At 58.6% G+C, this 20,950-nt stretch carries 13 protein-coding genes; 8 read left to right on the top strand and 5 right to left on the bottom strand.

What is annotated here, in order from left to right; genetic code table 11:
- Positions 1–76: 76 nt before the first annotated feature.
- Positions 77–1,459, bottom strand: a complete 1,383-nt coding sequence (locus KGA97_RS24495) for a carbohydrate porin (protein WP_223481669.1) — start codon at positions 1,457–1,459, stop codon at positions 77–79.
- A gap of 403 nt (positions 1,460–1,862) precedes the next feature.
- Between KGA97_RS24495 and KGA97_RS24490 the strand changes: the two genes are divergently transcribed.
- Positions 1,863–2,093, top strand: coding sequence for a VF530 family DNA-binding protein (locus KGA97_RS24490; RefSeq protein WP_007903672.1), 231 nt, complete (start codon positions 1,863–1,865; stop codon positions 2,091–2,093).
- An 8-nt stretch (positions 2,094–2,101) separates the two neighbouring features.
- A complete protein-coding gene (locus KGA97_RS24485; protein WP_411738736.1) occupies positions 2,102–2,737 on the top strand; it encodes a Pr6Pr family membrane protein in 636 nt (211 codons plus the stop codon).
- A 108-nt stretch (positions 2,738–2,845) separates the two neighbouring features.
- Here KGA97_RS24485 and KGA97_RS24480 read toward each other — a convergent pair whose 3' ends face one another.
- Positions 2,846–3,631 carry a siderophore-interacting protein gene (locus KGA97_RS24480; RefSeq protein WP_223481667.1) on the bottom strand — a complete coding sequence of 262 codons (786 nt, stop codon included), beginning with the start codon at positions 3,629–3,631 and terminating at the stop codon, positions 2,846–2,848.
- A complete protein-coding gene (locus KGA97_RS24475) occupies positions 3,628–4,203 on the bottom strand; it encodes a PadR family transcriptional regulator (protein WP_008026701.1) in 576 nt (191 codons plus the stop codon). The genes KGA97_RS24480 and KGA97_RS24475 overlap by 4 nt, the downstream gene beginning before the upstream one ends.
- A gap of 506 nt (positions 4,204–4,709) precedes the next feature.
- Here KGA97_RS24475 and KGA97_RS24470 point away from each other — a divergent pair.
- From KGA97_RS24470 to KGA97_RS24450, 5 genes are all read left to right on the top strand, one after another.
- Positions 4,710–5,201 carry a CS1 type fimbrial major subunit gene (locus KGA97_RS24470; protein ID WP_207286051.1) on the top strand — a complete coding sequence of 164 codons (492 nt, stop codon included), beginning with the start codon at positions 4,710–4,712 and terminating at the stop codon, positions 5,199–5,201.
- Positions 5,202–5,310: 109 nt separating this feature from the next.
- Positions 5,311–7,833 (top strand): CS1-pili formation C-terminal domain-containing protein, encoded by a 2,523-nt coding sequence (locus tag KGA97_RS24465; RefSeq protein WP_223481666.1) that lies wholly within the window; start codon positions 5,311–5,313, stop codon positions 7,831–7,833.
- Positions 7,834–7,872: 39 nt separating this feature from the next.
- Positions 7,873–8,613 (top strand): hypothetical protein, encoded by a 741-nt coding sequence (locus tag KGA97_RS24460; protein WP_008043444.1) that lies wholly within the window; start codon positions 7,873–7,875, stop codon positions 8,611–8,613.
- Between the two features lie 5 nt (positions 8,614–8,618).
- On the top strand, positions 8,619–9,110 hold the full coding sequence (locus KGA97_RS24455) for a CS1 type fimbrial major subunit (RefSeq protein WP_223481665.1): 492 nt from the start codon (positions 8,619–8,621) through the stop codon (positions 9,108–9,110).
- 89 nt (positions 9,111–9,199) lie between these two features.
- Positions 9,200–10,429: a hypothetical protein gene (locus KGA97_RS24450; protein WP_223481664.1), complete on the top strand. Its 1,230-nt coding sequence runs from the start codon at positions 9,200–9,202 to the stop codon at positions 10,427–10,429.
- A 44-nt stretch (positions 10,430–10,473) separates the two neighbouring features.
- On the opposite strand, the gene KGA97_RS24445 is transcribed toward KGA97_RS24450, so the two are convergent.
- Positions 10,474–15,297 (bottom strand): NEL-type E3 ubiquitin ligase domain-containing protein, encoded by a 4,824-nt coding sequence (locus tag KGA97_RS24445; protein WP_411738735.1) that lies wholly within the window; start codon positions 15,295–15,297, stop codon positions 10,474–10,476.
- Positions 15,298–15,705: 408 nt separating this feature from the next.
- Positions 15,706–18,822, bottom strand: coding sequence for a transglycosylase domain-containing protein (locus KGA97_RS24440; protein ID WP_223481662.1), 3,117 nt, complete (start codon positions 18,820–18,822; stop codon positions 15,706–15,708).
- Between the two features lie 557 nt (positions 18,823–19,379).
- Between KGA97_RS24440 and KGA97_RS24435 the strand changes: the two genes are divergently transcribed.
- A complete protein-coding gene (locus tag KGA97_RS24435; protein ID WP_008044175.1) occupies positions 19,380–20,801 on the top strand; it encodes an amino acid permease in 1,422 nt (473 codons plus the stop codon).
- Positions 20,802–20,950: the final 149 nt, after the last annotated feature.

Genomic DNA, 20,950 nt, shown 5'->3' with positions numbered 1-20,950 from the left:
GTGTCAGTCGACATCTGTTTGGCTGATACACCGCCATCGCCGGCAAGCCGGCTCCTACAGGGTTTTGCGGTGTTTGTTAGAACTGCGACTGGATCTTGATCCCGCCAATCAGTGCGTCATCGACCTTGTCCACGCCACCGGGGTGGCGGATGTATTGCAGGTTCGGGCGCACGGTCAGCCAGTTCGTGACGTGCACCCCGTAATAGAGTTCGGCGCTGTATTCGGTGTCCTGCGGCGGCAGGAAGGACGGATCGTCGAAGTCGGAGACCGCGTGGGCCTGATTGCTCGCCTCTGCATTTTTGCGATAGGCCGGGTTGACGTGAACACGGGCGAGGGCGAAACCGATGTCGTCCTTGGCGCGCGCATCGAACAAGCCTTTGTAGACGACGCCCGCCTGGACATAGTTGTCGATGGCGTTGGTCTTCTTGTCGTGCATCGTGCCGTTGGCGAACACGCTCAGGCCACGGGAGTTGTCGCTGGCGCGGCTGGTGATCTGCTGCTGCACACCCAGCCAGACGCCGTGTTTGCTCGACGCGCTGCGGTAGGCCTCACCACTCAGGGCGGCGGGCTGGCCATTGCTGTCCTTGTAGGCATCGGTAGCGTTGGCGTTGCTGTAGTAGTAACCGGCGCGGTATTCGCCCGGCAGGCCGTTGAGCTTCGGCGTCCACACCAGCTCCACCGGCAAAATTGCGCCTTGGGTGCCGCTGCCGCTGAGCTTGAAACCATTGCCGCGATCAAGGTTCGACGGGTTCTGCTCATACGCGCCGACCTGCGCGTACAGCTCTGGCGTCAGGTGATACTTGACCCGCATCGCCCACTGGCTGACCGGCCAGTTGTACCAGATGCCCCCGACCCAGTTACCGACCTGGGAGCCGCAGAACGCCAGGTTCTGGAAGTCGCAGGGGAAACTGTTGAAATCTTCGCCTTCGCCGAAACGGCCGACCTTGATGTCGAGCTTCTGATCGAAGAATTTCTGCTGATACCACATCTGCGTCAGGCGCCAGGTTTGCCCGCGACCCCAGACTTCTTGCGCTGAAGTGAAACCGCCGACCCGCGGATCGTTGATCCGGTCGTTGCTGATGTTGTTGCCGTTACGTTCGGTGATGGTCAGCTGAAATTCAGCGTCGTCCCAACCGAGGATCTTCTGCAGATCGAGATGCGTGCCGAGGCCGAACTGATCGCTGTAGCGCGCGGTGCGATCGTGGTCGTAGCCGCCGTGCAGATTGCTGCCCATTTCACCGGTGTAATCGACTTTGAAGTCGTAGCCCTTTTCCGAAAGTTCGGTGCGCGCGCCGTTCCAGTCGCCGAGCATCCACGGCGATTCGCTATCGAAGGCCGGGGCGGCCTGAACGCAGGTGGCGAGGCCCAGCGCGGTGAATCCGCTGATCAGGTTAAGGGCTTTTCGCTGGGAAACAGGCGTGCAGACAGCGCTGTCTCGCAAAAATTGAACATAAGGCATAGAGGAGAAATTCTTGATCTTTTTCTGGGGAGTGAGGGGCGAAGCGGTTAGCGGAAGCGTTTCAGCAGGTTCGGGCGTAAGGATAATGTTCTGTTACAAATAGAGAAAGGCCTTTTGCCGAGATGAATTTTTGTTGATTCGGTAACAGTCAGCACACCACAACACCCTGTAGGAGCCGGCTTGCCGGCGATGGCGGTCTCACGTTCTATGCAAGATTCAATGGCCCCATCGCTGGCAAACGGAACGCCGCCCGGCCGCTCCTACAAGGGATTGCGTGATCCCATTCAAATGTTTTGTTCCGTTTCGCCTACATTCAACAGATAGCGCACAGACGCCTTTCCCCCAAGGCGGCCCTCGGCTAAGGTGCGCGGCTTCCAATTCATCTATCGCTCGAAGGCCCGGCATGACCGAACAGAACAACAACCCGCTGCATGGCGTGACACTGGAGCAGATCCTCAACGCGCTGGTTGAACATTACGAATGGTCGGGGCTGGCCGAGCGCATCGATATCCGCTGCTTCAAGAGTGATCCGAGCATCAAGTCGAGCCTGACCTTCCTGCGCAAGACCCCGTGGGCGCGGGAGAAGGTCGAACGCTTGTACGTCAAGTTGATGCGTACCAAGCGACCGCTCTGAGCATGATCATGCAACCTGCCGTGCGCCGTCGTTTTGTGGCCGTGGCTGCTGTCCTAGGCTGGGCGGGATTGAGCATTCAGCTGTACCTGATTTTCTATTCGCGCTGGACGCTGGGCGCCAGTCTGCTGGGCGGGCTGGTGAGTTTTTTCAGCTACTTCACCGTGCTCAGCAACACGCTGGTGGCGACCGTGCTGACCTGCGCGCTGACGTCCCGCGAGTCGGCTGCGCGACGCTGGTTTTTGCAGCCGTGGGTGAGCAGCGGGGTTGTCGTGAGCATCGCCGTGGTCGGCCTTGCCTACAACATTCTGTTGCGCCATCTGTGGCATCCCGAAGGCTGGCAATGGCTGGCCGATGAGCTGATGCACGACGTCATGCCGTTGCTGTTTCTGGCCTGGTGGTGGTTGTGTGTGCCCAAAGGCACCCTGCGTCTGCGGCACATTGCACTGTGGGTGATTTACCCGTTGCTGTACTTCGCGTATGCGCTGTTGCGCGGGCATCTGCTGGCGGTTTATCCCTATCCGTTCATAGATGTCGACAAGCTGGGTTATCCACAGGTGTTTGCGAATGCAGGCGGATTGTTGGCGGGGTTTGTGGTGATTGCGTTGTTGGTGATCGCGCTGGATCGGTGGCGGCGATACGCCTGAATCACACGGACCTGTAGGAGCCGGCTTGCTGGCGATGGCGTCCTTGGCAACGATGCAGGGTTCAAGGGACCTATCGCCAGCAAGCCGGCTCCTACAGTTCATGTGGTGTTATTCCTCGTCGGTGTCGTCCAGGCGCCAATAGCCGACGGCTTTGACGAACTGCTCGTTCAGCCCGTGCTCGTCCAGCAGCACCCGCCGAATCTGCCGCGACACTTTGGTCTCGGTCGCCACCCACGCGTATAGATTGCCGCTGGGCACTTGCAGCTGTTTCACGGTGGTCAGCAAGTTGTTCTTGCCACCTTCGCGCAACACCCAGATCACATTGACGTGCGCCGGGCTTTCGAGCTTTTGCTGTTCCGCGCCGTTCTCCACTTCAATGATCACCAGCGCCTGGCGATTGGCCGCCAAACCCTCCAGCCGTCGCGCAATCGCGGGGATTGCCGTCTCGTCACCAATCAGCAAATAGCTGTCGAACATGTCCGGCACGATCATCGATCCCCGTGGCCCGCCAATGTGCAGGAACTGTCCCGGTTTGGCCTGTTCCGCCCAGGTCGAAGCAGGGCCGTCGCCGTGCAACACGAAATCGATGTCCAGTTCCAGCGTGTCGAGGTCGTAGCGACGCGGCGTGTAGTCGCGCATCGCCGGCATCGGGCCGTTGTCCTTGCCGGCACCGAGCACCAGGGTTTCCAGCGCCGCTTGTTCTGCCGCGTTCTGCGGGAACAGCAGTTTGACGTGGTCGTCTGTGCCGAGGCTGATGAAACCTGCCAGCTCAGGCCCACCCAGGGTAATCCGGCGCATGCGCGGGGTCAGGTCAACCACGCGCAACACTTGCAGGCGACGGCGTTTGATTTCATGCATCACGCGGTGAATGGTGTGCTCGATCACTTCAGTCATTCAGCTTTCTCCTGAGCGGGTTGAACCAAGGGGCCGTCGACGATGGCTTTGGCTGTGTTGTTGAGCAGGGCGGCGACCCGAATGATTTCTTCTGCGCTCCAGCGACCGTGGTGCAGTTGCAACGCGTGACGCAGGTTATGCACCGCTTCGTGGATCTCGGGCGGACGGTCATGGCCGCGCAATGAGCGCTTGCTGACATCGATGCGCATCCGCACGCCGTCCAGGGCAACCGCTTGCTCACTTAAAGACAGACGACCGGCGTCGGTCACGCTGTAGCGTTTTTTTCCGCCTTCGGCATCGCCCTGGATCATTTCGCTTTCTTCCAGAAAGGTCAGGGTCGGGTAGATCACGCCGGGGCTGGGGCTGTAGGCGCCGTCGAACATGCCTTCGATCTGGCGGATCAAGTCGTAGCCGTGGCAGGGCTGTTCGGCAATGAGCGCGAGCAGCAGCAATTTCAGATCGCCGGGGGCAAACACCCGTGGGCCGCGACCGCCGCGTTCGCGGCCGGGGCGTTTCTCGAAGCCGTCGCGGCCGTCACCGTGTTCGCGGTGGGGGGAATGATGGTCTCTCATTTTTCCTTCTCTCTGTCGTGTTTAGATACAACTTAAGATATATCTTATCGAGAGGGCAAGCGAAAGGGACCAACGGTCGTCGCCGAAGGACGTCGTGGCGGATTTCAGTGCGGGGCGGGAAAAAGGCGTTTTGCAGCTTGCTGTTTTAGAGTGTTTGATCTAATTATGCGTAACTAACAGAGAGTGATTATTAATAATTAGACCTAAGTAGTCTTTGTCTTACAGAGACTGTATTTAGTTTGACTGTGTGCTTTTTTTGTTAAAACTGTTTGTAGTATGTTTCTGTCGGGTGAACGGTTTAATTATTGATTTTTCGGGTTTTTTCTACTGGGTCGCGGGCGGTTGTTACTACATGTTCTTCGGAAGTTGCGTACTTACTTTCTTAAGTAATTGGCCGATCATTCTCCTCGTCGAAAGTTGAGCCAAATTGCCACTATTTAAACCGGCGATAGGGACGATTCACGCTTTCCACGGACCAATCCTTTGAAAAAGACAGGTACTAAACAATGTTCAAGAAGTTTGCAATCGCCGTTCCGATGACCCTCCTGGCCCTGAGTGCTTCGATGGCGTTCGCTGCGGATGAATCGCGCACCTCCATCAACATCACTGCGGAAATCCCGAGCAAAGTGTTTCACGCTCAACCCGTGGACCTGAACTTCGGTAAAGACGAAAGAATGCAGTACCAAATTGGCGCCGGCACCCTGTCGGAGGTCCGTGGCACCTACGATATCCAGCACACCAACGGCTCGGTGGGCGCATACGTCGTCGGCGGCCCGACGCCGCTGTTCAACGGTAATGCGAGCTTGAACATTCCGCTGACCTACACCTTCAACGGCACCGTACTGACTGCCGATTCGAAGGAAGTGGTCGGCGACGTCGAGTCCAACGGTGGCATGCGCGCCGACCTGGTGATTACTGCAGAAAAGCCGGGCAACAATCAGGTGGGTATTTACACCGCCAACCCCGTCGTCATGTTTGATGCCATTCCGCGCATCTGAATGACAGCGTTCTGTCAGCAAGTTCTTGCTTGATAACGCGCACCGATCGATAGGGTTGTAATCCCTGTCGATCGGGTTTCACCGTCTTTATCCACAGAGTATTTCTTTCATGTTCCCGATGACTCCCATCGCGACGGCGCTTGCCTTGTGTTTTTGCGCAACTGCCCTGGCCGCGCCAGCGGATAACGGCCATACACCTCGAAGTTTGCTGGCGCAGGCCAAGGGTTTACCGAGCGAGTTCGAAGAACACTTCTTCGATGTACCGTTGGCGGTGCGCGTGGAACTTGATCAACAATTTCTGGGGGAGGCGATGGTCGTGTTGACCCGCGACGACCGCATCACCCTCGTTGACTTCACCGATGTCAGCGACAGCACGATCAAAGCCAGTGAACGCGACACCTGGTCTAGCTATTTGAAGCAAGGCGTGGCGCTGGGCAACTGCGAGGCGAAATGCCCCGAGTCGCTATTGGCCGTGCACTACAGCCTGGAAAACTCGCTGGTGTCGATCCTCACGGAAAACGCCGAGCGCGACGATCAGGTCCAGCGTTATTACAACCAGCCCGAAGGCGGCAGCAGCGGGTTGATCGTGCGCAACCAGTTGAACCTCAACGGCGGGCAAAACCAGGACCTTGGCGGGCGCTATGGTCTTGAAGCCAGCAGCAGCCTTGGTAACTGGACTCAAGCGGTGAACCTGCAACTGTCGCGACTGGGCGGTGTGGATAACCAGACCTATCACGCCGTGCATGAGCTCTATACCCAGCGTGAACTGGAAGGCAGCTTTGTGCGCCTGGGCTATTTCACCCCCACATCCGAAGGGCTGACTCGCCAGCCGCGCTCCTTCGGCGCGAGTCCCGACACGGCGCTGGGTGTGATGTACGGCAGCTCCGACAGCCTGGCCATCAATCAGCCGACACCGGCGGTCTACCCGATCTACGTCACCGCCAATCGCCAGGGCTCGGTGGAGATCTACCGCGACGGTTTGCTGATCAATACGCAGGCGATGCCCGCAGGCCTGCAAACCCTCGACACGCGGCCGTTGCCCGGCGGTATCTATGAAGTGGAAGTGCGCCTGATCGAAGACGGCCAGATCACCTCCAGCACCCAGGAACTGGTCTACAAACCGAACAATTGGCGCAACCACGACGAGCAATGGCGCTACAACCTGTTCGCCGGGCGTGAATCCAAATTTCTCAGCAACTGGGACGATCAGAACGACGGCGACATGACGGCCGGTGCCGCCTTCAACTTTCTGCTGCACCCGCGAGTCATCCTCGGCCTGTCAGGTCGACAGGTGCGTGACAGCCTGCAATACGGCACCTCGGTCGATTGGGCCGTCGTCAACAATGCCAGCGTCTATGCCAACGTCTACAAGACCGAGGACCACGGCACCGGTTTCGACGTGCAGGGGCTTTATTCCTACGGCAGCGGCAGCATCGTCGCCAGCCACAACCGCAGCTGGCTCGACACGACCCGGCTCTACGACACGCTGCCGGACGGCACGCGAGTACGACAGCGCAACGTGTTTATCGGCCAGACCAGCAACTCTTCGTTGTCGCTGAACCATCGGCTCACCAGCAAAACTTCGGTCAATGCCAGGGTGTCCCACAGCGAGGGCAACACCGAAGGCGTCGGCGTGGATCTGGGCTGGAGCCAGCGCAGCCAATTGTTCGGCAGCGACGCCAACTGGCGCTTGTCGCTGTTCGACAGGCCTGGCAGTTTCAGCTCGGGCAATGACCGCAATCGTGGCGTCGACCTGAGCGTCAACATCGCCCTGGGCGGGCCGGGCGAACAGATCTCCGGCAGCATCGGCACCCGCACCGATCGCGACGGCGGGCGCGATAACAATGCCTCGGTCACCTACCGCAAAGACTTGCAGGATCACCTGCTGCAAAGCGTTTCCGCCACAGCAATCACCGACACCTATGGCATCGGTATGAACGCGATGGCGACGATGCAATCGGAGCGGGTCAACGCTGACGGTTTTATCCAGCGCTCCTCATTCAACAACGACTTCACCGGTGGTTTGAACCTCGACAGCACCGTCGCCGTCGGCGGGCAAAAAATGGTCGTGACCAGCCAGTACCACCGCAACGGTGCCGGCATGATCATCGATGTCGAATCGGACATCGATGACATCGCCCTGCGCGCCGACGATTTGAGCGGTGGCAGCGCGGTGCTCAGGCCGGGGCGCAATTTCGTGCCGATCACCGCCTACAAAAGCAGCTCGGTCAGTTTCGATTTCGAGGGTAATCACGTGCCGGCCGCGACCATCCAGCCGGCCCGTTCCAGCTATCACCTGAACAAGGGCGGCGTCGAGTATCGCCAGGTTCGCGTGATGAGAACCCTCACCGTGCTCGGTCGCCTGGTGGACTACCAGGGCAGCCCGCTCAAGGGCCACCACATCATCAACCACGCCAGTCGCGGGGTCAGTGAAGTGGACGGCTTCTTCTCCATGGAAATGAACGCCGGTTCACCGACCCTGGAAGTGCGCCACGGCAACCAGTTGCTGTGCCAGTTCCGGCTCGACCCGAGCCGCGGCCGCACGGAAAACAATGTGCTGATGATCGGCGACCTGCGTTGCACGCCGGATACGTTGGCGGACGCAACGACACAGACGCCGACGGCAGGCTGATGCCCGGCAATACGCACTTTATCTACGAGGTAAATGACGATGAAACGTCGGTTGGCACTGATTGGTTTTTGTTTGTTCACGCAGACGGCACACGCCGGGCCGAGCATCAATATCGGCACGGTTTACGACTACCTGGACGGTGATAAAAGTACCTATTTGAAACGTGTCTTCAATGGCGGCGACAGCACCGCTTTCGTCAAGGTCAACATCCTGGAAATCCTTTACGACGCTGACGGAAAGTCGCAGGAAGTACCGCTCAAATCCAGTGCCGACGGCAGCGCCCGGGACGGCTTGATGGCCAGCCCGGCGCGGCTGATTGTGCCTGCCAGTGGCATGCAAGGCACCCGGTTGCTGTACATGGGCGAGCGCGACCGCGAGCGCTATTTCCGCGTGCGTTTCGTGCCGGTGGTGCCGGAGAAAGAAGACGAGTTCGCGGTCTCCGGTGAAGAGCGTGAGGAATACAAGAAAACCCTGTCCGCCGGGGTCACGGTGCTGGCCGGGTATGGCGCGGTGTTTTTCGTCCGTCCCAAGGACACGCGTTACGCCAGCATGATCGAGAACGGCGCGAAGGATTACCGCATCCGCAACGACGGCAACACCGTGGTGGTGATCGATGAATTCAAGGATTGCTCGGTCAAGAACGAGCAGGAGTGTATGCCGACCACCAAGCATCACATCCTCGCGGGCCGCAGTTTTCAGTTCGAAAAACAGGCCGGTCGCGAGTATCGCTTCACACTGGTTGAAGGCGAGAGCAGCAAGAAACTCGATGTGAAGGGCTGATGACCATGTTCAGAAAACTGATGGTTCTGATGGTGTCGGCAATGGCCTGCCATTCAGCGTTTGCCGCCCGCGAAGTGCAACACTTCGACGTGTTCGTGACGATTCCGAACCAGGCGTTCTACGTCATTCCCGCAGACCCCGGCTGGATTCACCGCGAGCAGCGGTTGCCGTGGAATCTGGCGACCTCGACCCTGGGCGGCTTGCGCAAGTATTTCGATGTGAAGAATGAAGCCGGCTCCATCGAAGCCCGGCTTGAGGGCCGGCCTTACCTGTCCAACGGGACCGCGGCCGATGACATTGGATTGCGCGTGCTGTTCAACGGCAAGTTGCTGAGCGAACTGGAGAGTAGCGAGGTGGTGTCGATGAGCGAGGCCGCGCCGGGTAAACGTGTGTTGCTGGAGATCGCGCCGGTGCCGCCTGTCGATGGGGTTTATAAGCCGGGCAGTTATTTCGGCAGCGTCAACTTGCTTTTCAACGCAGTGTTGCCGGGGGCATAGATGTTTGGTTTTGTCGCAGCAGATGTTTTCGTATGTTTATGCCGGGAAAGTGCTGGCATGGTTCTAATGGGACGGTGGAGTTCGTATTGATGAAATCATCCAAACGATTGCGATCGTTAATCTTGTTTGCCCTGGTGAGCTTGATTGTTGGAGCTACGGGTTCGGCTTTCGCAGTCACCCTGGAAATGAGTGCCGTGTTTCGACCTGATCCGGCAAACCCCATGCGCAACGCCTTCGAGAACACCACACCGCAAGGCGGTCATTGCAAGGAGCACCCAACGTACTGTGGGCCTGGTGTCTTCAGTATTGGGGTGCCGATCCGGTTCAGGGCTGTAGCGCCCATTCAGGCTTTGCACGAAGAACGCCAGGGGCCTATGTTTCGGCTTCCGTCCTCATGGAAGGACACGACGGTCATTCATGATGAAACGGGTGAGTCTGCGACGGTCAGAATGCGATTCAGCGGAATCGGGGCGGCCTATACGATCAAGACGCCTCTCGACACTAGTACCTGGATCGACCACTGGGGATGGCCGTCGCCACCCTGTGTCAGGGGCGGAACGAGCTACGGCAACTCCTATTATTTCGCTTTTTTCTGGAGGGTCCCGGCGGATGGAGGTGTTTGTTCGAAGCAAGCTCAGTTGCCGATAACGCAAGACTATGGTTTTGCCTATGAAAATATGAGCTTTTCATACGAGCTGGCAACGCCCAATCCCTTGCAGATGTCGACGGGAACTTACAGGGGGGTTTTGAATTATGTCGTGGGTCCTCTTGGCGATTTTGATATGGGCGATATCATGTTGCCTGATGACGATTTGATAAGCCTTAATTTCACTCTAAGTGTCGAACATGCGCTCAAAGTGGAGATTCCACCGGGCGGCAATCGCGTCGAATTGGTCCCGCAGGGTGGCTGGCAAGCCTGGCTGACACAGGGGCGCAAGCCGACACGGCTGTTCCGGGATCAGACATTCAATGTGTCATCGTCAAGTCGCTTCAAAATGAATCTGGACTGTCAGTACAGCCTGGATGGCAATCGCTGCGCGGTGCGTGATCCGGTTTCAGGACATGTCGTGCCGCTAGACGTCAGCGTGACCCTACCCAGTGGCTTGGTGGATGCCGCCGCGCAACCGGTCAATCGCCGGCCATTGTGGCGCGACGGCAGTGGTACCGAGCTGTTCCAGCCGCGCTTTTATGTCGATCGCAAACCGGGAACGTTGCACTTCGAAATTGCCCAGGACGAAGTCGGTGAAATGCTCAAACCCGGTGTGGCCCGATCTTATTCCGGCCTTGTCACAGTGATCTGGGATTCCGAAGTGGGTTAAGGCTTGACCCCTGATGCACCATCCGATGCATCAGGGTTTCCCGATTATTGCCCTGCGGCTTTTTGCAGCGCTGCGCGGGTCAGCTTTCTGCTCAGCTCTTTTTCTTCGTAGCCCATGTCCTGAAGCAATCGGCCGTAGACCTCATCGCTCATGTCTTCATCGATAAGCACCACACTGTCATCGACATTCAATTGCCGGGCGAGGTCTTGCAGGCGCTGTTTGAGTGCGCGTCGTTGTGCAATCTGTTGGTTTTTGGAGCTTGCCCAGGCGTGCTGAGCTTCGCGCAACTCATCCAGCAAATCGCTTTTGCTTTCGTACAGTCGGGCATTGCGCCTGAACTCGTTCGGGTAAGTGTCACGCAGGTATTTCTCCCAGAACGGCTGTTCGAGCATGTCGTTGATCAAGCCGTCGCCGGACTCCATCGCGATCACCGTATCGAAGGCCGTGTCGAGGGTCCTGGCGCTCACGCCGGCCAAGGGGCGATGCAACATCGACTCCGATTGCCACGGCAAACCGAGGCGTTGAGCCAGGCCGGTTTCGTAGGCAAGGTACACCTCCACCTCATCGGGATTGCCTTCACGGCCACCGAAATCGGCACGGGCAATGTCATCCACGCGCGCGAGGCGAGCGGCGCCTTTTGCCAGGCTCACCAGTTTGTTTTCGAGGACGGCGTTGGACGTCGACAAGGCATAGGCTTCGGAGGCGAGCACCTTGATGCCCATGTGGTTGAACACTTGAGCCCCGGCATCGGCGCAGGTGGTGGGCGCCTTGGCCATTTCGAACAATTCGTTGCGCAACGGGGTGTCCAGGTCGATGGCCTCGACCATTCGCCAGACCCGGCTGCTGAGCTGTTGGCGCAGTTCTCCGCCGGCCCGGTAATCGGCGGAGAGTGTCTGTTTCTGGATCAAGGCAAAGAAATCTTCGGAGCCAGGCTCGGTCATCAAATCGTGCCAGGCGTCCTCGCGGAAAGTGCCCAGCCCCCCGACCTCGGCACTCCACCAGACAGAGTCGTCCTTTGTCGGCCATTGAAGCATCGTGTCGGCGGCAGCCTCGGCATAGATCTGCTCGGGAGCGAGGCCGACCGAACGTCGATAGGCTTTGAACTTGATCAGGTTGGCCTCCGAAAGTCTCTTTGGAAACAAGCGGGTCCGCGCCACAAGAAAGGCGTCCTCCGAGCCAGACACGACAGTTGGAATGACGCTGAGCGGGTTCTCCTGCAGATCCAGAAAGAAGCCACGCGGTCGACGCCTGTTGGAGGGGCCGACAAGGCCCTCGGGCCAGGTGGTTGCTCCGGTATTGCTCAAACTCAGGATTCTCAGTTTGGGCATGCGTCCGACGTTCGGCAGCATGCCCAGCCGCGTGTTGTCATCGAGCCTGATGGTTTCCAGGTGAGTCAGGTTTCGCAGTTGCTCGACGGCCGACGGCGTCAATGTGATGTCGTTGTTCATCAGCCGCAACGTACGCAAGTAGTGCATCTTGCCGATGGTCTCGGGAAGTCGCGTCAACCCGCAGTTGCGGGCGCTCAGTTGACGCAGATGCGGGAAGTCGCTCAACAGGCCGGAGGATGTTTCGGAAAAGTTCGTGCGGTCCAGATTCAAGGTGCTGATCTGGTCGAGGTAATGCTTGATATCCGGCAGTTCCTTCCACCAGCGCTCGAGGTTGGGCACATCGAACTCAACAGACAGGTCCAGCGCATAACCGCCGTCGACCGTGGTACTGCGCTCACCGAACACGGTGGGTTTTCTTGAGAAACAATCGATGAGCCGCTCGGCAATGTGCAGCCCGCCACCGCGTAAGAACCCTTGTCGATCAGGCCCCCATGTCTCCGGTCGCTGGTATTGCCACCGATTGAGTATCACGCGCAGGTCATCGAGCTCTCGATCCAGCCTCGTCAGCGTCTGACGTCCTTGCTCTGGCGAACCCAGGGATCGAACGAAGGTAGCGACCTCTCGTTCGTTGAAGTGCGGGTACACATCCTGCACCCGTTCGGTGAGCGTGGCGGCAGTGATGGAGAAGCCGGGACCGCGCAACAGCATCATGTCTTCGTGGTTCGCCATCGGGCGGATCGGCGGGGCGGCGAGTGCGGTGCGACGTTCGGCCGGAGTATCGGTCCTGGCCATGACCCATTGCTTGAAAAACGCCCCTTGGCCTGGCCGATAGCCCAACTGCGCCTGCTTGTTTTTCGGCAACGCCGTGAGCACGGCTTCGAAAAAATCAGCGGCGTCGTGCAGTTTGTGGTTGTCGGCGTCCCAGACTTCGAACCGGTTGGCGTCGTCCATGACCAGCACCCGCACCGTCGCCGCATCGTGTGCACCCACGCTGCCGCGCAGTGGTCCGGCATCGTTGCCTTCACGCACCTCGATACGTAATTGCGCGAAGGTGTCGGTATGAATCCTGAGCGCATTCAGCACCAGGCTTTCGGTTTGCGCCACCCACTGCGCGCCGTCATGAAAGCCCTCGTACGCATGGTTGGTCCGGGCTTCGAAGGCGGCTTCACGGGCGCGGCTCTTTAGGCTCAACGGCAGGCGTCGTTCCTGGGTCATGCGCGTGAGGTCGGCCGCGTCGGAACTGTTCAGCAGCGTCTGTGCCGCGCGGGTCGGCAGCTCGGGGAATGTCTGGCGAATGAGTCGGACCTGCGGGTCGTCGGACGCTTCTGCACCTTGGTAAAGCTGATTGACGATGTCTGCGTTCAATCGATTGGCTTCGTCCGCCAGTCGATTGCGCAGGGCTTGCACCTGTTCACTTTTGGCGGTTGACCGACCGAGCATCGCTTGCAGCTCTTCTTCACTGAGAAACTCGACAAGCCTCGGCGCAAACTGTTCGCTCATGAGCTGCGACTGGCTGGTGGACAGTGTCTGCGCCTCGCTCGCCTCGGGATTGCCGTACTGGCGAAAGCGCCCGGTCATGTCGGCGTCTTCGTAAACCCTCAGCGCTTTATCCACAGGCCAGCCGTCCAGGTAAGTCGCCAGAGATTCAAACCACCAGGAGGCAGGGGCCAGAGCTTGACCTGTTCGAATCCGTTCAATGGCCTCGCGGGTCTGGCGCTGGATTTTCAAGCGTGTGAGGCTGTCGTCCAGTAGCGGTGGCGGGGTCGTGTTGTCGACGTACATCCGGCGCAGCGCAGCGTCGTCGGTGCCGCTGGCGATGCGCACATGGTCCAGTTCTGCGTCGCTGAAGCCGTCCACGGAATGGCCGAGGCGACGCATCAACGTCGGGCGCTGCCACGCTCGCGGGTTCTCGGCTTCGTGGGTCCAGGCGCCCAGGCCGTTATGTTTCAACTCGGGTAAATAGGCGTTGTCGCGGTGCGGGTGCTTGACGCGGTAGTTGCCGGTTTGCGGATCTTTTTGCACGGCATAGTGTTTGTCATCCAGCGGCAAAATGTCCTGGCCTTCGTGGGCATGGAGACCCAATGCGTCAGGTTTCGCTTTAGCGGGCAGTTTTACATCCGGCCTCTCATAAGGCTTGAGATCGGGATGCCAAAGCCGTGGTTCGCCATTGGGCAGAGCCACCGGTTTCATGCCTTCGATCAGCGGCGAAAGCTTCAGGCGCGCAACGTTGCCGATCTTCACCCCGGCGGCGAACGCTACCAACTGAATGACGTCAGTCACTACGCCGATGATGTGTTCGGCAGCTTCAGTCCACAGCCCCATGGTCATATCCAGGATGCCTTCGATGACGTCACTGGCCATCTGATACGCCGTGTAGACCATCATCAATTCACCCAGCCCCGGAACGAACGGCGTGACGACCATCAGCGCGACGTTGAAGATGTCCGAGACTATTTTCTTGAAGTTTTCCCACCAGGCCCATCGGGCATTGCTATCGCTATCGGCGGTGGACACGGCAATGTGTCGGGCGTCATTCAGGACTTTATTGAGCTTCTGCTGAAAGAGGTATTCCCAGAGTTCGCTTTGGATCGGTGCCGCCTTGAAATGCAGATTGGGTTTGTCGACGGGCACTTCCCGCCAGCTCGGGCCCTGCTCCAGCGGCGCTTTCTGATGCCATTTCACCTCGAACAGACGTTGCTGCAGCCCGCCGAAAAAATGCCCGCGCTCCGATTGATCGACGAACCGACTGAAGTACTGCTGGTAGGTCATGCCGGTGGATGAAACGACGTTGTTGTCGCGCAGCTGGCGCGTCAGTTCATTCATGAACGCGACGGTCGAGGGGTACTCTTTCAGTGGGTGCTCAGGGTCCTGGGGGACGTAAACAATCACCGGCGTCACCTCACGGATGTGTTGTTCCGGCCTGGGTGTGATCAACACGATTGCGCTCAGCGGGCTGTCGAGAATCGACAGTTCGGCAAATTGCATCACCCGGCCTTTACGGGTGAGGTTGCGCTGGCCATCAAGCATTTTCAGGATCAGGTCACTGGCCTCGGCGTCGATGTCGCCCTTCAGAACAGCCAATTGGGCGGCGGTTTTGAACGCGGCTTTCTCGCTCTCGACGATTTTTAACTTCAATAAACCTCGGGCGAGGCCGTCACTGGGCAGCAACTGTTCTTCGAGGTATTTCGTGTAGCGCGCGCCGATGTCCAGTTCGCGGCAGAGGTTCTGGAACTGGGCAATGGACATTTTGTGTTTGATCGGCAGGACGTCGAAGTGCCCGCGTGCGTCGGGCTGGCTGATAAAGACCGAGTCCGGTTCGCAGGTTTCGTGACGTGCGAAGTTGTGCAGGGCGGCGTCCAGCAATGAGACGGTTCGGGTAACAACACCGCCGGAGACGTCGAAGACATACCACGGGCGTGCTTTGGGTAAGTACAGATGCAGGAACGTGCGGGTGACATCGACATCGACGTTGAATTTTTTTTGCAGTGCGTCGGTGAGTAACGGTTTGGCGAACGTGTAAACGTCCTGCACTTCATCCATGAACCGGTCGACTGCATTCTGCGCGGACCAGAGGTCAAGATTGGCTTTTTGTAACGGCGCATGGTCGAAGTCTGTGACGCTTCGGACCCAATGTCCTGAAGCCGTTTGTGTGCGGCTCAGTTCATGAGCCCGTCGCACTGAAGCGCCTTTGAAAACGGGGTGGATACGGTTCTTGATGAACGCGTAATGGTGACCTTTATTGTCGTCGGCCACGAGTGACGGTAGCGCTGATATACGTCCGTGTAAGTCAGTCATGCTTTCAATAAACCTTGAGCATTAAGTGGAGTGACCAGCCTAACGCCCGAGGTTCAAAGTAAAAGTCTGAATTCCCGCTGCTTGAAACGCGTTCTTCCCGGCAAAGCATTGGAATTTTCAATGCCGAAAATAATTAATTACCACCATCGTTTTTCAGCGTCGTGCGACCTCCACGGGCAGGCATTGCGTATGTGTGCCCGGTTGCAGATACGGCGTGAGAATCGGTGCCATGCCCTTGAGCACTTGCACCGGCAGGGCCGAGGTGAACTTGAAGGCTTCGGCCGTGCGACCGGGTACGAATGCGGTCAACGTACCGAAGTGGCTATCGCCGATGTAAAACACAAAGGTGGCCGTGCGGTTGATCGACTTCGAACTCAAGATTCGCCCACCGGAACCAATGGCTTCGATGCGGTTGTCACCGGTCCCGGTCTTGCCGCCCATGGCCAGCGGCTTGCCATCGGGGGTGATGAAACTGCCGGAAACACGTTTGGCCGTACCCGCGTCCACCACGTGCGACAAGGCCTCGCGCATGGCCGTGGCCACTTCGGACGGCATCACCCGTTTACCCACATCCGGGTCGTTGATCAGCTTGGTTTCATAGGGCGTATTCGCCGCGAAATGCAGGCTGTCGATACGCAGCGTCGGCATGCGCACGCCGTCGTTGAGGATGGTGCCGATCAACTCCGCCAACGCGGCAGGTCGGTCGCCGGAACTGCCGATGGCGGTGGCCAGCGAGGGCACCAGGTGATCGAACGGATAGCCGACTTTCTGCCAGCGCGCGTGAATGTCGAGAAACGCCTCGATCTCCAGCATGGTGCGGATGCGGCCATCACGGGCACCCTTATGCTTGCTTTTGAATAGCCAGCTATAGACTTCCTGGCGTTCAAACTGACTGGCCTTGACGATTTCGCTCCACTTGGCGTCAGGATGATTCAACAAATAACCGATCAGCCACAACTCCAGCGGGTGGACCTTGGCGATGAAGCCCTGGTCCGGCAAATCGTAGATGCCTGGGCTGTAATTTTCGTAAAGCCGTTGCAGGCGTTCGTCCGTGAGTTTCTCGGTGAGCTTGGCGCCTGAGAGGTGCGAGCGCACGAAGGTGTTGAAGCTTTCCTGACTGGCTTGCGGCAACAGGTAGCGATGCACCGCAGCCATGCGAATCGGCGTCGGGCGCATGCTGTCGAGGAAGGTTTCGAGCCGTGCCTGGGTGTCCTTGTTTTTGTAGCGCTTCCAGAACTTCAGCAGGAACGAAGTGCCCTCGCGGTCGGCGAACTCGGCCAGGTATTCCTGGCGCCGAGGATCGCGGTCGTCCCCAAGCAGAGCAGCGCTGTTGTTCGGGCCGGAGTAGGTGGTGTAGCGCACCAGATCGCGCATCAGCCGAATGAACGGCAGGTTGATCGATTCGCGCAGGGCATCGCGCAAGGTCGGTATGCGACCGTTGTCTTCCTTGCGGAAGTTGACGAAGGTATGCAACCCGCCGCCGGTAAAAAAGGCTTCGCCGGGGCTGGCCGAGTATTTGCGGTCCAGCGCGGCGCTGAGCATGGCCGACAGGTTGTGGTCCTTGTTCTCGATCAGGTAATCGACGGCCCAGCGGCTCAGGCGGTCCTGATCCGGGACGTCGACTTTCTTCAGTTCCGGGACGGTCATTTCGGCGTACTTGTCGTGCAGCTCGGCAATGATTTGCAGGTAAGTCGTCAGCACCCGCATTTTCGCGGTGGAGCCCAATTCCAGTTTGCTGCCTTCGTTGATATCGAATGGCTGATCGGTGCTGTCGGTTTGCACGCGCACCCGCGAACCGTCCGGGGTCAGTTCGAACAGCGTGAAGCTGTAGCGCACTTGCGTGGTGCTGGTGGGCGTGAGCAGGCGTTCGCCCATCAAACCGATCTGCGTTGCAAACGCCGGGTCGGCCAAGTGCTTGAGGTACTCGGTGACCTGGGTTTGCAGTTCGCCTTGCAGGGTGCTGGTGGCCGAGAGATCGAGGCGGTCGAGGTCGTACAGCGGACGATTGAGCAACCCGCCCAGGCGACTGCGCGCCACGCTGATGCCTTTGTTGGTTTCGATCGGTTGAATGGTCGGCTGGGTCTGCCAGTCGCGATAGGTCACTTTGCTGGCCAATGCGGCGGCGGCGAACGGCGCGTCGATCACAAAGTTTTGCGCCAACAGGCGAATGTGGCTGTCGGTGAGGTCGGCCAGCTCATCGCGGCCCTTGGTCAGGTAGTGGGAAGGGCGGCGCTGGGCAATCATCAACGACAGCATTTCACGCAGGGCCAGGCCTTTTTCCGCCATGGCCTTTGGATCCGTGTCGGTACTGGCCAGCCGTTCGTTGGCCTTGTTGAAATCGGCGCCGTACCAGACACGCAAACCTTCGGCCATGCCGTGCACTTCCCCGTGGCCGGGCACGGCGGACAGGGGCACGCTGTTGAGGTAATCACGCACCACGTTCTGGCGCGCCGCAAGCGTTTCCGGCCCGGCCTGATAGGCGCGCACGCTGGCGGAAATCATCTGGCGGATTTTTTCCCCGCCGGACACGGTCAAGCCGTCGGGCGAGTGTCGATACTTCTCGAGTTGCGTCGCGAGGGTACTGCCGCCCGCCGATTGGCCAGGCATGTGCAGCATTTTGGCGACCTGCGACCACGCCGCCATGCCGAAGCGTGGCCAATCCACGGCGGGGTTGGCCCGGGGCTGACGAGGATCGAGCAGGAAGCGGTTTTCGATGAACAGCAAACTGCTGACCACCACCGGCGGAATCGCGTCAAAGCTTGAATAGAGCTGCTGCGGGTATTTGTACTGATAAAGCGGCGCCGCATGGCAATCGGTGATCGACAATCCTGCCTGGATCTTTTCCGCATAGGGCACGAAAAAGCCTTTGTCGGTGTAGTCCATCAACGGTTGGGAGAAGCGGGTCTGTGCCGCAACGACGTAGTCGCGCTTGATCAGGCGCGGCAGGAATTCACCCAGAGAGCTGTAGCCCAGACGCAAGTCAAAAGGGCCGGCCCCTGGATAGCGAATGGAGTCGCTTGGGCCTGGCTTCAGTTCGTAACTCAGGGTAGCGGCATATTTGCTGGCTTCCCGGGATTGAAACTTCGAGGTACGCATTTCCCTGACAGCGGCCAACCCCAGAGCAATCAGGATAATCAACACCAGCAACCAAAACGCCTTCCACCCGTGTTTGGTACGACTACGACGGGGTTTTTCGGGGATAGGCGCTTCATCCACACGTTCAGTCGGGACCACAGTTTTACTCGTATCGGTTTGCCATAACGCGCCCATAGTCGACTGATCCATTCACGCAGATTGATCGGACTTGTTTGAAGCTTAGACGGTGGATGCTGCCGGTGAAAAAATTGTGAACACCCGGATATCGAATATTCACCCTGACGAGGGATGAGCGAATGTTCTTTTTGCAGGGGGCTGGCTTGTTGGCGATGGCGGTTTCACGGGCGCCATCGCCGGCAAGCCAGCTCCTACAGGAGGGCCGTACTAGAGCCATCGCCACGTAAATGCTGCCTAGGTAGGGGCATGACGATGCACCAATGCTGTGCAATACTCCGTGCCGTTTTAACGGTAAAAATTCCTACAAAAAGTCAGGTAATGCGCCTCCAAAAACCACGTTTTCTCCGAGAGTTCTCGCTGAATATTGTGGGTTGTAGAGTGAAATATCCTGATGGAGTCTTTTTAGACTGCACGTCCCGCTGATCTTGGAGGGTTTTGCCCTGCAGGACGGTTCTGCCCACGAAGCAGGTCCGGTTTCAGGCAAGCAATGGCTTATCGGTCAGCGCTTCGACACTCGGTGGTCATATCCAATAACAAGACGAGGTTGTACCCCTATGCCAGTCGGCAATCACCTGCCCCACGGCGAGACCGCTCAGGGCGGCCCGCTTAAACGCGAACTCGGCGAACGGCATATTCGCTTGATGGCACTCGGTGCCTGTATCGGCGTCGGTCTGTTTCTCGGTTCGGCCAAGGCCATCGAAATGGCTGGCCCGGCAATCATGCTGTCTTACATCATCGGCGGTCTGGCGATCCTGGTGATCATGCGCGCCCTCGGCGAAATGGCTGTGCACAACCCGGTCGCCGGCTCCTTCAGCCGTTATGCCCAAGACTACCTTGGCCCGTTGGCGGGCTTCCTGACTGGCTGGAACTATTGGTTCCTGTGGCTGGTGACCTGTGTCGCGGAAATCACCGCAGTGGCGGTGTACATGGGCGTCTGGTTTCCCGAGGTCCCGCGCTGGATCTGGGCACTCGCCGCGTTGGTCAGCATGGGCTCGATCAACTTGATCGCCGTAAAGGCCTTCGGTGAATTCGAATTCTGGTTCGCCCTGATCAAGATCGTCACCATCATTGCGATGGTGATCGGCGGCGTCGGCGTGATCGCGTTCGGTTTCGGTAACGACGGCGTGGCGTTGGGGATTTCCAATCTCTGGGCTCACGGCGGCTTCATGCCGAACGGCGTGCAAGGCGTGTTGATGTCCCTGCAAATGGTGATGTTCGCCTACCTCGGCGTCGAGATGATCGGCCTGACCGCCGGTGAAGCGAAGAACCCGCAGAAGACCATTCCAAACGCGATCGGCTCGGTGTTCTGGCGGATTCTGCTGTTCTACGTCGGCGCGCTGTTTGTGATTCTGTCGATCTACCCGTGGAATGAAATCGGCACCCAGGGCAGTCCGTTCGTGATGACCTTTGAGCGTCTGGGTATCAAGACCGCCGCTGGCATCATCAACTTCGTGGTGATCACCGCTGCACTGTCGTCCTGCAATGGCGGCATTTTCAGTACGGGGCGCATGCTCTATAGCCTGGCGCAGAATGGCCAGGCTCCGGCCGGTTTTGCCAAGACGTCGAACAACGGGGTGCCCCGTCGTGCGCTGTTGCTGTCGATTTTCGCCTTGTTGCTGGGGGTGCTGCTCAATTACCTGGTGCCTGAAAAAGTCTTCGTCTGGGTGACGGCCATTGCTACTTTCGGCGCGATCTGGACTTGGGTGATGATCCTGCTGGCCCAGCTCAAGTTTCGCAAAGGCCTGAGCGCCAGCGAACGGGCCGGGTTGAAATACAAGATGTGGTTGTACCCGGTGAGTTCGTATCTGGCACTGGCGTTTTTGGTGTTGGTGGTTGGGTTGATGGCGTACTTCCCGGACACTCGGGTGGCGCTGTATGTGGGGCCGGCGTTTTTGGTGCTGCTGACGGTGTTGTTTTATGTGTTCAAGCTGCAGCCGACTGGTGTGTCGCAAGGTGCGGTGCGTTCGGCTTCATAGGGGGGGAAGATCCGTTGCTGCGGTGACGGCGGCTGGCGGTTTCGCCCTTACGGCGAGTCCCTTTTCCAAACGCCGAAAAGGAACCAAAAGGCTTTGCCCCTGACGTACGGTGGCTCGCTAATGCTCGCCATGCCCTCGCTCCGGTCCTG

It is taken from the genome of Pseudomonas sp. BF-B-15 (genome assembly GCF_019946675.1).
GTDB classification, from domain to species: domain Bacteria; phylum Pseudomonadota; class Gammaproteobacteria; order Pseudomonadales; family Pseudomonadaceae; genus Aquipseudomonas; species Aquipseudomonas migulae.
The sequence above is the reverse complement of the archived record's forward strand: the minus strand, read 5'-3'. Positions and strand labels throughout refer to the sequence as shown.

What these genes read in the sequence shown, in the direction of transcription:
- KGA97_RS24455 (WP_223481665.1), top strand. Translation starts at nt 8,619, where the DNA reads ATGTTCAGAAAACTGATGGTTCTGATGGTGTCGGCAATGGCCTGCCAT.
- KGA97_RS24445 (WP_411738735.1), bottom strand. Translation starts at nt 15,297, where the DNA reads ATGGATGAAGTGCAGGACGTTTACACGTTCGCCAAACCGTTACTCACC.
- KGA97_RS24480 (WP_223481667.1), bottom strand. Translation starts at nt 3,631, where the DNA reads ATGACTGAAGTGATCGAGCACACCATTCACCGCGTGATGCATGAAATC.
- KGA97_RS24485 (WP_411738736.1), top strand. Translation starts at nt 2,102, where the DNA reads ATGCAACCTGCCGTGCGCCGTCGTTTTGTGGCCGTGGCTGCTGTCCTA.
- KGA97_RS24460 (WP_008043444.1), top strand. Translation starts at nt 7,873, where the DNA reads ATGAAACGTCGGTTGGCACTGATTGGTTTTTGTTTGTTCACGCAGACG.
- KGA97_RS24475 (WP_008026701.1), bottom strand. Translation starts at nt 4,203, where the DNA reads ATGAGAGACCATCATTCCCCCCACCGCGAACACGGTGACGGCCGCGAC.
- KGA97_RS24490 (WP_007903672.1), top strand. Translation starts at nt 1,863, where the DNA reads ATGACCGAACAGAACAACAACCCGCTGCATGGCGTGACACTGGAGCAG.
- KGA97_RS24435 (WP_008044175.1), top strand. Translation starts at nt 19,380, where the DNA reads ATGCCAGTCGGCAATCACCTGCCCCACGGCGAGACCGCTCAGGGCGGC.
- KGA97_RS24450 (WP_223481664.1), top strand. Translation starts at nt 9,200, where the DNA reads ATGAAATCATCCAAACGATTGCGATCGTTAATCTTGTTTGCCCTGGTG.
- KGA97_RS24440 (WP_223481662.1), bottom strand. Translation starts at nt 18,822, where the DNA reads ATGGGCGCGTTATGGCAAACCGATACGAGTAAAACTGTGGTCCCGACT.
- KGA97_RS24495 (WP_223481669.1), bottom strand. Translation starts at nt 1,459, where the DNA reads ATGCCTTATGTTCAATTTTTGCGAGACAGCGCTGTCTGCACGCCTGTT.
- KGA97_RS24465 (WP_223481666.1), top strand. Translation starts at nt 5,311, where the DNA reads ATGTTCCCGATGACTCCCATCGCGACGGCGCTTGCCTTGTGTTTTTGC.
- KGA97_RS24470 (WP_207286051.1), top strand. Translation starts at nt 4,710, where the DNA reads ATGTTCAAGAAGTTTGCAATCGCCGTTCCGATGACCCTCCTGGCCCTG.